The organism is Streptomyces sp. NPDC001070 (genome assembly GCF_053598835.1).
This window is the reverse complement of sequence record NZ_JBSFLB010000020.1, coordinates 41,531-54,245: the sequence shown is the minus strand read 5'-3', so window position 1 is coordinate 54,245 and position 12,715 is coordinate 41,531. Positions and strand designations below refer to the sequence as shown.

General features: G+C 73.7%; 7 protein-coding genes. 4 read left to right on the top strand and 3 right to left on the bottom strand.

The window, feature by feature from the left end; all coding sequences use genetic code 11:
• Positions 1 to 289 precede the first annotated feature (289 nt).
• Together ACWDAS_RS24045 and ACWDAS_RS24040 are read left to right on the top strand one after the other, a co-directional pair.
• Entirely contained in the window at positions 290 to 3,172 is a 2,883-nt protein-coding gene (locus ACWDAS_RS24045) for an ATP-binding protein (RefSeq protein ID WP_450394376.1), read from the top strand.
• A 49-nt stretch (positions 3,173 to 3,221) separates the two neighbouring features.
• The gene (locus ACWDAS_RS24040; RefSeq protein WP_450394373.1) at positions 3,222 to 3,722 is read left to right on the top strand and encodes a hypothetical protein; all 501 of its coding nucleotides are present in this window, start codon (positions 3,222 to 3,224) and stop codon (positions 3,720 to 3,722) included.
• On the opposite strand, the gene ACWDAS_RS24035 is transcribed toward ACWDAS_RS24040, so the two are convergent.
• A complete protein-coding gene (locus tag ACWDAS_RS24035) occupies positions 3,685 to 5,703 on the bottom strand; it encodes an N-acetylmuramoyl-L-alanine amidase (RefSeq protein ID WP_450394370.1) in 2,019 nt (672 codons plus the stop codon). The genes ACWDAS_RS24040 and ACWDAS_RS24035 overlap by 38 nt on opposite strands.
• 320 nt (positions 5,704 to 6,023) lie before the next feature.
• Positions 6,024 to 7,118 (bottom strand): aminoglycoside phosphotransferase family protein, encoded by a 1,095-nt coding sequence (locus tag ACWDAS_RS24030; RefSeq protein WP_450394367.1) that lies wholly within the window; start codon positions 7,116 to 7,118, stop codon positions 6,024 to 6,026.
• Between the two features lie 395 nt (positions 7,119 to 7,513).
• Here ACWDAS_RS24030 and ACWDAS_RS24025 point away from each other — a divergent pair, with 395 nt between their 5' ends.
• Positions 7,514 to 8,989 carry a DNA-binding protein NsdB gene (locus ACWDAS_RS24025; RefSeq protein WP_450394364.1) on the top strand — a complete coding sequence of 492 codons (1,476 nt, stop codon included), beginning with the start codon at positions 7,514 to 7,516 and terminating at the stop codon, positions 8,987 to 8,989.
• A 217-nt stretch (positions 8,990 to 9,206) separates the two neighbouring features.
• On the opposite strand, the gene ACWDAS_RS24020 is transcribed toward ACWDAS_RS24025, so the two are convergent.
• Positions 9,207 to 10,694 (bottom strand): PP2C family protein-serine/threonine phosphatase, encoded by a 1,488-nt coding sequence (locus ACWDAS_RS24020; protein ID WP_450394361.1) that lies wholly within the window; start codon positions 10,692 to 10,694, stop codon positions 9,207 to 9,209.
• 370 nt (positions 10,695 to 11,064) lie between these two features.
• Here ACWDAS_RS24020 and ACWDAS_RS24015 point away from each other — a divergent pair, with 370 nt between their 5' ends.
• Positions 11,065 to 12,489, top strand: coding sequence for a HEAT repeat domain-containing protein (locus tag ACWDAS_RS24015; RefSeq protein ID WP_450394359.1), 1,425 nt, complete (start codon positions 11,065 to 11,067; stop codon positions 12,487 to 12,489).
• Positions 12,490 to 12,715: the final 226 nt, after the last annotated feature.

Below are 12,715 nucleotides of genomic sequence, written 5' to 3'. Positions count from 1 at the left end.
GCTCAATCGTCACCGTGAACGCGAACGACCTCTCGTCCAGTCCGCCGGCCACGAGGGCGAGCCGCCGGGGCCTCCAGGACGTCCTGCCCGCAGATGCGTTCCCGCAGGTGCTCGCGCGTGTTCGAGCACAGTCGATCACTCCGCGGCCGATTGTGAACAGCAGTCACCAGTTCGCACTTATCCACTCACTCAGGGTCCCCGGTGGCGTACGCTGAGGTGCCACCGGACAGGCGTCCAAGCATCACCGGCGCGCCCCGGCGCGCGCCGGATCAGGGGCAGGGGGTGCACGATGGCGCGGCGCACACCGAAGTCCCAGCGGTCGCTCCTCGAACGCGAGACCGAACTCGTCGCCGTCGACGAGGCGCTGGCCGAACTCACGGGCATACGAGCCGAGGGGGACCACCCCCGTTCCGGCCCACGGCGCGGCGGCGTGCTCGCCTTCGCGGCCCCGGCCGGCCTCGGCAAGACGACGCTGCTCGCGGAGACCCGGCGCAAGGCCGCGGCCCTCGGCTGCACGGTCCTGTACGCCCGCGGCGGCGACCAGGAACAAGGCGTCGCCTTCCATGTCGCCCGCCAGCTGCTCCAGCCCCAGCTCGCCGGAGCCGGAGACGCGGTGCTGCGCGCCACCCTAGGCAGCTGGTACGGCATCGTCGGCCCCGCCCTCGGGCTGCGCGCCGCGGGTGAGGGCGCGCCCCCCGACCCCCAGGGCCTCGGGGACGGACTGGACTGGGTGCTCACCCACATCGCGGTCCGGCGCGCCCCCGTGGTCCTCGTGCTCGACGACGCCCACTGGGCCGACCCCGAGTCGCTGGGCTGGCTGTCCGCCTTCGCGCCCCGCGCCGAGGAACTCCCCATGCTCGTCGTCGTCGCGTACCGGCCCGACGAACTCCCCGCCCACGCCGAGGGGTTCCGCGGCCTGCCGGGCCGCTCCGGCACCCGCCCCCTCGGTCTGGAGCCGCTCAGCGCCACCGCCATCGGCCGGCTCGTCCGCGACGCCGTGGGCGACCACGCCGACGACGCCTTCTGCCGCGAGGCCTGGGCCGTCACCGCGGGCAACCCCTTCGAGGCCGTCGAGCTCACCGCCAAGGTCCTCGACCGCGGACTGCGGCCCGACGAGTCCAGCGCGCACCTCCTGCGCGACCTGGCCGCCGCGGCCAAGGGCAGCGGCCTGATCGCCCGCCTGGAAAGGCTGGGCACCTCCACCGTCCGCATGGCCTGGGCGGCCGCCGTCCTCGGTACGTCCATCTCACCGGCGATCGCCGCGAGCGTGGCCGGCCTGGGCGGCGAGGAGGCCGCCGACGCCGCCGACCGGCTGCGCAAGGCCCGCATCCTGGCCGGCAGCGACGTCCTGGAGTTCGTCCATCCCCTCATCGCCACCGCCGTATACCGGGCCATCCCCGACGCCGTCCGGGTCGCCCTGCACGGCCAGGCCGCCTGGTCCGTCGTGGACGCCGGGCTCGGCCCCTCCGTCGCCGCCCGCCACCTGCTGGAGACCCACCCCGAGGGCGACTCCTGGGTCGTCTCCCAGCTGCGGCAGGCCGCCCGCGACACCGCCCGGGCCGGCGCGCCCGACGCGGCCCGCCGCTACCTCGCGCGGGCGCTGCGCGAGCCGCCCCCGTACGAGGACCGGGCCGCCGTCCTCTTCGAGCTCGGCTGCTCCTCCCTGCTCACCGAGCCCGCCACCACGGTCAACCACCTGCGCGCCGCGCTGGAGGAGCCGGTCGTCGACCCCGAACTGCGCGCGGCGATCACCTACCGGCTCTCCCAGGCCCTCGCCCACTCCGACCGGCTTGGCGAGGCCGCCGACACCGTCGGCCAGGCCGCCCGCACCGCCACCAACGCGCGGACCCGGCTGCGGATGCAGGAAGAGCAGTTCATGTGGGACGCCTTCCGCTCCGACGAGCCCGACTCCCCGGCCCGCTCCCGCCGGCTGGCCCGCCTGGCCGACCGGCTCACCGGACGCGATCTGACCGAGCGCTACATCATCGGCCTGCGCGCCTGGGACGCCACGCTGCGCGGCGAGCCCGCGGAGACCGCCCTGCGGCACTCCGACCGGGCCCTCGACGGCGGCCTGCCCTGGGCCGACGAGAACTGGGGCTTCGAGGTCCCCACCCTCGTCGCGATGACGTACATGTACGCCGACCGGCCCGGCCGCGCCGAGGAGCTCTTCGCCGTCGGCATCGGCGACTACGAGCGCAAGGGCTGGCGCGGTGCCCACCTCGCCTTCGGATACATGCTGCTCGGCTACATCCGCTACCGCCGCGGCCGGCTCGCCGAGGCCGAGGACTTCGCCCGCGACGGGCTGCGCCTGGCCGACCGCGTCGGACGCGGCATTCCGGTGCAGTGGTACGGGGTCGCCATCCTGGTCGCGATCCTGCTCGCCCGCGGCCAGGTCCGCGAGGCCACCGCCCTCGCCGAGGAGTACGACTTCTGCGAGCCGTTCCCGGCCGCCGTGGTCTTCCCCGACGCGCAGGCCGTCTACGGCGAACTGCTGCTCGCCCGCGGGATGACCAAGGAGGCCATCGCCCAGCTCCGGTCGGTCGGCCGCCGGCTGGACCCGCGCGGCATGCGCAACCCCGCCTGGTGCCCCTGGCAGCTCCACCTCGCCCTCGCCGAGGCCCAGGACACCCCGGAGCAGGCCCGCGCCACCGCCGCCGAGGCCGTCGAACGTGCCCGCCAGTACGGCACCGCGTCCGCCATCGGCCAGGCCCTGCGCGTCGCCGCCGAGGTGGCCGCCGAGCCCGACCGGCTCAAGCTGCTGAACGAGGCGGTCGGCCACCTGGAGCGCTCGCCCGCCGGGTACGAGTTCGCCCGCGCCCTGGTCGACCAAGGCTCCGCCCTGCGCCGCGAGGCCCGGCTCCACGAGGCCGCCGAGCAGCTCTACCGGGGCCTGGAGACGGCCGTCCACTGCGGCGCCGACGGTCTGGCCGAGCGCGCCCGCGACGAGCTCGCCGCCGCCGGACTCCGCCCCCGCAGGCTCCGCGCCACCGAGACCGACGCTCTCACCGCCCAGGAACGGGCGGCCGCCGGCCGGGCCGCCCGCGGTGAGGACGACGAGCAGATCGCCGCAGGCCTGGACACCGATCCGGAGAACGTCACCCGGCTGCTCTCCGCCGTCTACCGCAAGATCGGCACCGACCGGGCGGGCCTGGCCAGGGCTCTGGCACCTTAGCGTCGCGGCCCCGGGCACGCGGGCGGCCCGGGGACCGTACGATGGGCCCATGTCGTTCCTCCGCCGCCGCAGCGCCGCAACGCCCACAGGGCCGGAATTCGACGTCCTGGCCATGGACCCGGGCGACTGGCCCGGCGAACTGGGCGCCGGGCTGCTGCCCGGAGAGGACGGCAGCTGCCAGGGCATCTTCCTGCGCTACGACCTCTTCGGCGGGCGCGGTCCCGCCATGCTGATCGGCAACCTCCCCGAGGGCTCGCCGGCCCGCGACCTCGAAGAGGGCCAGATCCCCTTCGAGGTCGCGCAGCTGCTGCTGGCCCTCGGCAACGACGAGCCGGTCGAGGTCGTCGGCACCGAGGACACCCCGGTCATGCACGGTGACAACCTGCTGATCGTGCGGAAGGTGAAGCTCTCCGAGGGGCGCATCGCCTGCACGCAGTTCGACCGCAGCGACGGCGTCCTGGTCACCATCGCGACCTGGGACCGTCCGATCACCGACGACCTCTACCAGCTGCTCAAGCCCCTCCCCGCGGAGATGTTCCAGCAGGACTGAACGGGACCCAGGAGGGCCGCAGGGTCACGTCCTCGGCCTTGACGTAGGCCACCCGGTGGCCGAACTGGATCTCGTAGTAGAGCTGCTTGCCGCGCACCACCACGTGCTGGGAGGCGTTGAAGGTGACCGCCCGGTAGTACTCGCCGCGCGTCGCCAGGCCCACCACGTAGCTCTGGCCGGCGAGCAGCCTGTACGGCAGCGGGGACTCCGGCTGCACCGGCACGCCCGCCGGGTAGGCGGCGGCCTCCGGATAGGCGCGCCCGTACACCGGGACGTCGGCGCGGCCCTCCTTGGGCGTGATCACCCAGCCCGTGGCGGGCACGGCGGTCCGGTGCGCCTTCGGGTCGTGGAACCAGGCCTTCTGGCCGAGGTACCAGATCGCCGTCCACTCACCGCGCCGCTCGGCCACCGCGAACTGCTGGCCGGTCGAGGCGCGGGCGCCGGTGTCGTTCACCCCGGTCGTCGAGGGGGCCTCCCCGTGCAGGCCGACGTCCTTGACGAGGGGGGCGTCCTCACTCGGCTCGGTGTAGAGCCGGACCGCCTCGGAGCCGCGGGACGGGCAGGTGTCACCGGCGGTGGCGCAGCCGGTGTAGACCGGGCGGTTGGAGACGTACTCCGGGTCGATCGTCACCAGGGCGCTGTCCGGCCCCGCGGTCACCCGGAAGGGCGCTCCCAGGAGCTGGAAGTAGTGCGCCCAGTCCCAGTACGGGCCGGGGTCGGTGTGCATGCCGGGGATGTTCGCGGCGGTCGGGCCGGGGACGTTGTCGTGGCCCAGGATGTGCTGCCGGTCCAGCGGGATGCCGAAGCGCAGCGCCAGGTAGCGGACCAGCCGCGCCGACGCCCGGTACATCGCCTCGGTGTACCAGGTGCCCGGATCGGTGAGGAAGCCCTCGTGCTCGATGCCCACCGACTTGGCGTTGACGTACCAGTTGCCCGCGTGCCAGCCGACGTCCTTGGTCCTCACGTGCTGGTCGACGTGGCCGTCCGCGGAGCGGATCGAGTAGTGCCAGGCCAGGTAGTCCGGCTTCTGCACCAGTTGGAGGGTGGTGTCCCAGGTGGCCTCGGTGTCGTGGACGACGATGTAGTCGATCTTCTGGCTCGTCGGCCGGTCGGCGAGGTCGTGGTTTCCGTAGTTGCCCGTGCCGTACTCCTCGTACGGGGCCGGGAGCCATTCGCACGCGATCGTGCGCGGGCACTCCGTCCCGTCCGAGGCGACCGTGCGCAGTCCCAGGGAGCCGAGCTGGCCGGTGTCCGGCGAGAGGCCGGGGTGCGCCTCCAGGGCGACGGTGTCCCCGTCGTCCGTGGTGCGGGCGGCGCCCTCCCGGATCACCTGGAAGACGTCGTCCGCGAAGACCGAGGCCGTCGCGGTGTCGTCGGCGCCGGAGTAGCGGGCCACCGCGCCGTACCAGCGCGCCGGGTCGGAACTCGCGGGCGCGCCCAGCGACTTCTGGGCCTGGGCGAGCAGCGCGGCACCGCCCTCGATGTTGGCCGCGGGGTCCTCGCGCAGCTCGTCGGCGGCCAGCCCCGTCAGCCCGGCGGCGCGGTCCAGCGTGGTGAGCGTCGGCGGCAGCGCCCGCGTGCCGGCGGCGGGCAGGCCGACGTCGACGAGGGGGCGTCCCACGTCGCCGCGCGGATCGTCGCCGCCGTCACCCCTTCGAGGAAAGTCGGCGAGTGCCGTCCGGGCGTCCGTGAGGTGCATGGGGCCGTATCCGGCGGTGACACTGGGCAGTCCGCGATGGGTGTCCCAGCGCGACTCCATGTACGCCACGCCCAGCAGCACGCTCTCCGGCACGTGATAGCGCTCGGCGGCGTCCTTGAAGGCCTGTTGGAGCGTTGAGTCCCGCTCGTCCGGGGTCGCGCCGGCCGCGGGCAGCGGCGACAGCGCGGCGACCGAGAGCAGGGCGCCGGCGGCCACGGTCACCGTGGCGGCGGTGACGACCTTGCGCGGGCGTCTCGCGTTGTGGGGGGTGGTTCCTCGCACTGCAGCCTCCTGTGGGTGACGCACGGGGCCGTTCGGAACCACAGAGGTATCCGTTGCTCGACGATCCGTCAACTATGCAGTGCGACAGCTGTTTACGCATGTCAGCGCCCGTGCCGGGAGCTTTCCCCGCACGGGCGCCATGGCCTGCGGTGCGTCAGTGGACTGGACCACAGGCGGTGCCGCCGCGGTCGTGAGACCGCCCGGGCGGCACCGCGACGGCACCGGAGGACTCTCCCCTGGCCCCCGGGTCCGCGACCGCGGTGATGCGCCGTCCACCACGCACCGGTTCCTCCTCTTCCGTCCGGGAACCGGCTCGGGGATCACCTCGTACCGACGGCGGCCCTGACGGCCCGCCGGGCGAGGCCCCCGTCGTCGTGCAGCCGGCGCAGCAGCAGCCGCTGCTCCTCGCCGGCCTCGGCCGCGCCCGGACCCGCCGGGACGGTGCTGCGCATCGTGCGCTGCACGGCCGTCTCGTAGGTACGGATCTCGCGGGTGATCACCAGCATCAGGTTCACCAGGAAGGCGTCACGCGCGATCGGGCCCGCGGCCTGCGCCATCTGGCTGATCTGCCGCCGGGTGACCGGGTCGTCGCCCAGGATCATCCAGAGCAGCGCCAGGTCGTAGCCGGGCAGGTACCAGCCGGCGTGCTCCCAGTCGACCAGCACGGGGCCGGCCGGGGAGAGCAGGATGTTGGACAGCAGGGCGTCACCGTGGTTGAACTGCCCCTGTACATGGGCCAGTCCGTGCAGCAGCTTCTGGAGGTCGCCCATGTCCCGGTCGGTGAGCAGCCCCAGCTCGTGGTAGCGGGACAGCCGCGCCGCGTAGTCGATCGGGGCGTCGAAGACCCCGGCCGGCGGGCGCCACATGTTGACCCGGGAGATCGCGCTCAGCGCCATCCGCACGTCGGCCCGCGGCGGGGCCTCCGACGGGTGCCGCTGCAGGGCGGCGACCCGTCCGGGCATCCGCTCCAGGACGAGCGTGCAGCTCTCGGGGTCGGCGGCGATCAGCCGCGGGGCCCTGACCGGCGGACGGTGCCGCACGAACGCCCGGTACGCGGCGATCTCGTGGCGGTACCGCTCCACCCAGGCGGGGGAGTGGTCCAGCAGGCACTTGGCGACCGCCGGGGCGCGGCCGGAGGTGCCGACCAGCAGCACCGAGCGGCCGCTGCGCCGCAGCATCTGGACGGGCGTGAACTCGGGGCAGATGCGCTGCACCGAGGCGATGGCCGAACGCAGTTGCGCGCCTTGGGGTCCGGTCAAGTCGAGCCTCCCGCTGAGCGGGTGGGAGGTCCCGGGCGCGCCCCTGCGCGGGCCGGGCAGCACCGGGCGAGGACGGATGGCGGTCCCTGTCCCGGCGAACCCCGGGAGCTGGGTCGGCCGGGGCGGTGCGGACACGGAGGACGATGCTGAATACATATGGGGAGACAGATCCCTTCGTGTGCCAACGAGCTCTTGACGAGGTGGCGGGGCCGGCGCGTGGACGGATCCGGAGCCGGAGTCGGCATCCGGTCCCGCACCCTGGGGAATGCGGGCCCGGGCCGGCGGTCCGAGCTGTCCACGCGCCGTACGCCCCTCGCGTACCAGTACGCACATGGCTCTCGAGGTGTTCAACGCTGATCGGCGTTTTTCGAAAGTTGTTCATATGCGACCGTTCGCGAGCCGGCGAGTGCCGGGCCGGGTGGCGCGTTCCTACCTGACCACCGAATGCGGGTGGCAGACCATCTGGCGCACCCTGGCGAACCCTGGCGAATGCTCGCGGCGGCGCTGACCGGCCGTTAGTGTCAACAGTGCCGAGGAACCTGGGGGCTTGAATGGACAAGGAAGCCAACACACGGCTATCGGACCTGTTCGCACTCACCGGATGGTCCAAGGGAGAGCTCGCGCGACTCGTCAACCGGCAGGCGGCGGCCATGGGCCACCCGCAGCTGGCGACCGACACCTCGCGTGTGCGCCGCTGGATCGAGACCGGGGAATCCCCCCGCGAACCCGTACCCACCGTGCTGGCGGCCCTGTTCACCGAGCGTCTCGGCCGTGTCGTAACCATCGAGGATCTCGGGTTCGGCCGGCATCGGCGTACGGGAAGGAAGCAGGCCGTCAGCGCCGACGGGCTGCCCTGGCCACCGGAGCGAACAGCCGCGGTCCTCACCGAATTCACGGGAATGGACCTCATGCTCAACCGACGCGGTCTGGTGGGCGCGGGTGCCGCGCTCGCCGCGGGTTCCGCACTCAGCAATGCCATGTACGACTGGCTGCGCACCGATCCGGCGCTCGCGGCCGACGCCCCCACCACCGACAACCCCTTCACCGTCGACCCCGCCTCCTACGACCTGTACGAGGCGGCCCCCATCGGCTCCCAGGAGATCGAGGCGCTGGAGCGCTCGGTCGAGGTGTTCCGCGCCTGGGACGCGTCCCGCGGCGGCGGGCTGCAGCGCAAGGCGGTCGTAGGCCAGCTCAACGAGGTGGGCGGCATGCTCGCCTACCACCACCCCCCGCACCTCAAGCGCAGGCTCTGGGGCGTGGCCGCCAACCTCGCCGTACTGGCGGGGTGGATGTCCCACGACGTGGGCCTGGAGCCCACCGCCCAGAAGTACTTCGTCATCGCGGCGCACGCCGCCCGCGAGGGCGGCGACCGGCCGAGGGCCGGTGAGGCGCTCTCCCGCGCCGCCCGGCAGATGGTGCACCTGGGCCGGCCCGACGACGCCCTGGATCTGATGAAACTGGCGCAGTCCGGCTCCGGGGAGGAGACCCTGCCGCGCACCCGCGCCATGCTCTGCACCATCGAGGCGTGGGCACAGGCCTCCATGGGCCGGGGCCAGGCCATGCGCCGCACCCTCGGCGAGGCCGAGGACCTCTTCACCTCCGACCGGGGCGACGTCCCGCCGCCCAGCTGGATGCAGATGTTCGACGAGGCCGATCTGCACGGCATGCAGGCGCTCGCCTACCGCACCCTCGCCGAGCACGAGCCGCTGGCGGCCCGGACGGCCCAGCACCACGCCAAGCAGGCACTGGAGCTGCGCGGTAAGGGCCGGGACCGGTCGAACATCTTCGACTACATCTCGCTCGCCTCAGCGTGCTTCATCGCCGACGACCCGGAGCAGGCGGACCGCTACGCGCGACTGGCGCTGCTGACCATAAGGCAGAACTCGTCGCTGCGTACGTGGGACCGGCTGCGGGAGATGTACCGGCTCACTGCCCGCTACTCCGACTTCACCAAGATCCAGGACCTGCGCGAGGAGATCGAGATCGCGCTGCCGAGCAGCCCCAAGCGCAAGGGCACCGCCATCTGAACGGAGTCCGCCGCGGAGGCCGCGGACGGACAGGGCGAGGCCGTGCGAGAAGAGGCCGCGCGCATCCATGAGCGGGACCAGCCGACTCGCGCCGAATGAGCCGGCTCTCCCGGATGCCGTCATCAGGTCAGCGGATCGCCATCAGGTCAGCACATCAACCCGTCAACACGTCGACCGCCCGCACCGCACCCGGTGTGGCGCGGCATTCACACGGCGGTCAGTGGAACTCGGCGATGAGCACGCAGGCGTCGTCCTCGCGCTCGGGGGCGCCGAGTTCCTCCACCACGATCCGTACACACTCCTGAGGAGTGCGCGCCCGGGCGAACCTCGGGCCGAGCTCCAGCAACCGCCGCACCGCGGCGGCCGCGTCCGACGCCGACACGGAACCCGAACGGCGCGGCAGCAGGCCATCGGTGTGCAGCACCAGCAGGTCGCCGGCGATCAGCCGCTCGGTCGCCTGGCCGTACTGGGCGCCCGACGTGGCGCCCAGCAGCACGCCCTCGGGCGCGTCGAGCAGCCGCCCCGTCCCGTCGCGGAAGAGCAGCGGGGCGGGGTGGCCCGCTTGCGCCCACACCAGGGAGCGGTCCTCCGGTCGGTAGCGGCAGCACAGGGCGCTGCCGAGAGCGGGCTGCGCCGAGCTGTCCAGCAGCTGGTTGAGCCCCTCCAGCAGCGGGGCGGGCTCCAGCCCGGTCATCGCCATGCCGCGCAGCGCGCCGAGCAGCATGGCCATGCCGGAGGTGGCGGAGACTCCGTGCCCGGTGAGGTCCCCTACGGTCAGCAGCGCGGAGCCGTCGGGCAGCTGCAGCGCGTCGTACCAGTCGCCGCCGACGAGGGCGCCGGTCGCGGACGGCAGGTAGTGCGCGGCGAGGTCGACGGTGGTGGGGCCGCCGTCCTGCGGGAACCGCAGGGAGCCGCGCCACGGCGGCAGCACGGCTTCCTGCAGCTCAACCGCCAGCCGGCGCTCGGTCTGCGCGATCTGCCGCTCGCGCTGCAGCGAGTCACGGGTCTCCCGCAGCGTCCGCTGGCTGCGGCGCAGTTCGCTGACGTCGCGGAGCACCGCCCACATGGAGGCGGTGGCCCCGGCGGCGTCGAGCACCGGCTCGCCCACCATGTGCACCGTGCGCACGGCACCGTCCGGGCGGACGATGCGGAATTCGCAGTCGATCGGCCGGGCGTCCACCAGACAGCCGGTGACCGCGGCGGTCAGCGTCTGCTGATCCTCGGCGAAGAGCCACGAGGGCAGCTCGTCCAGGGTCAGCGGTCCGTCCTCGACGGTCCGCCCGAAGATGCGGTACAGCTCCTCCGACCACTGGACACCGTCCGTGACCAGATTCCACTCGGCGCTGCCGGCCCGCCCCAGGGCCTGCACGGCGCCGGGACCCGGTGCCGGAACGGAGAGCTCCCGGGCCTCCCGAGCCGCGTACGCGGCTCCGCCATTCCCGGCGCCCGTGCTCCTGTCGCCGGTGGCGGGGAGGCCGTCGCGCAGCTGCCCGAGGTGCGCGCCCAGGTCGTCGAGCTGGTGGACGGCGAGGTCGCACAGCGCGCGCTGCCAGCGCAGCTGCGGGTCCTCCTCGTCCTCGGTGGCGGCGTCACGCCGTACGGCGTCGACCTTGCCGCGCAGCTGGCGGGTCTGGGAGATGAGCGCGTCCACGGCGTCGGGCTCAGGCTTCGCGGTGGCGCGGTCCTCATGCAAATGGGGCGGCATGACGCTCTCCGAACATGTCTCCGAACCGGGCGCCGGCCTCAACGGGCCGTACGGATGGGCCAGTCACGACTGTTGCACAAGGAGTGATGGCCCGTAAGGGTTTCCGCAATACCCGATCCGGTGGTGCTATAGGCATATGCCAGGAGCCCAGGAGCCCAGGAGCCCAGGAGCCCAGGAGCCGTCCACGGCCCGCGGACTCGGCGGAATGCCTCGGTCCGGGTAAGCTGCGGGCCGCCGCCCGCAGGCGTCCTCGCAAGCCGTCCCAGCGCCGTGCAAAGGGTTTGAACCCGGGACGATCTGCGAAGATACCTCGCAGCCGGTAACGGAAAATCCCGTTGCCAACCAACCCCCCGCACCGGATGCTGACCTCATGTTCGACCCCGACATAGCGCCCAGCGGTACCCTTCTCGGCCTCCTCCAGAGAGGACGCGGAGACGGGACCCTGCACGCCCTCGCGGCGCAGCGAGCCGACGCGCTCGCCGCGCTGGAGCAGTGCGTCCTGCGCGACCCCCGTCACGACTGGCGCGTGGAGTCCCGCTCCCTTTATTACGCGCGCCTGTACTCGGAGCTCGAGGGCCCGCTCGACGGGATCGAACAGCATCTCTTCCACCCTGACGACATCGTCACCCCCGACGAGCACCGCTGCGGCCTCGCCCTGTCCGTCCTCGGCCACCTCGCCGGCTACGGCCGCCGCGACGCCGTCCTGCTCCTGCGTCGCTACGCCGCCACGGGCGGCAGCTGGGAGTGGGCCCTGGACGAGCTCGCCGTGCGTGACGACGACGAGGCGCTGCGCGCGCTCGGCCCCGCCGTGCTCGCCCGATTCCCCCGCACCACGGAGGGTGACGCCCAGCTCGCGGCCGCGCTCCGCGAGGCGTACGAGCCCCGGCCCTGGCGGCTGTGGGCCGAGGATCCGGACCCCGCCGTCTCCGAACGTGTGCGCAAGGCCTCGGAACAGACCGCCTTCGACCGCTGGCAGCGCCAGATGCGGCCCGCCGGGCCGACCCCGGGCTGGAGCGTACGGGCCGTCCTCGAATGGGCCCAGGAGGGTCTGGCCGCCCATCCGCCGCAGCACCGCGACGCCCCCGCCGCCCGCTGCCTGGCCGCGGTCGCCGGTCCCGAGGACCGGGAGGAACTCGTCGAGGCCGCCCGCGGCGGTCCGGAGGCGGCCCGCGCGGCCGCTCTCCGCCACCTCTCCGACCGGCAGGACCGCGATGCCCTCGACCTCATCGAGGCCGCCGCGCTCAGCGACTGCGAACTCGTCGCCCGCGCCGCCATCGAGTCCTTCGAGCGGATGCGCAGCGTCGCCGCCCTCACCCGGGCCCGCATCTGGTCGGGTCGTGAGGACGCCCTGGGGGCCGCCGCCGCCCGCATGCTCGCCTGCCGCGGCGGCGAACAGGACGCCGACCGCGTCCTGGGCGCGCTGCGCCGCCTCGTCCAGCGCGAGGGCGCCGACGCCGAGGGCCTGGCAGGTCTCGTCGAGGGCTCGGGCCGGCTCTCCATCGACTGCGCCGCCCCCGTCCTGCGCCACATCTACCGCGAGACCAGTTCCTCACAGGTGCGCGGCGTCGCCGCCCACGCCCTCGCCCGCACCGACCCCTCCTTCGGCGCCGGACTCGCCGTCGAGTGCCTCTGGGACTGCGAGGAGACCACCCGCGAACTCGCCGCCCGCACGGCCACGACCGCGGACGTCCGCGTCCTGGCCCAGCTGCGCCGCCTCGCCGCCGACCCGGCGGAGGAGGCCGAGGTCCAGACAGCCGTCCGGGGCCGCCTCAGCTCGGGCGATCCCGCGCGGTAGCGCCGGCGCCCCGCGAGGCCTGCCCCGACCGCCGCAGTTCGCCCGTCGCCCCCAGAGCGGCGGGCTGCCGCACGCCGGCGGCCGAACGCGGCCGATGCGGCCCGGGAAGGCCCGCAGGTGACGGTGCGGCCGGAAGGCCCGATCAGGGGCCAACGCTCACGGCACGTTCCCCAAGGTGAAAGATCCACGTGACCCGGACAACGCCCGCGGAGCCGACAACGTCCGT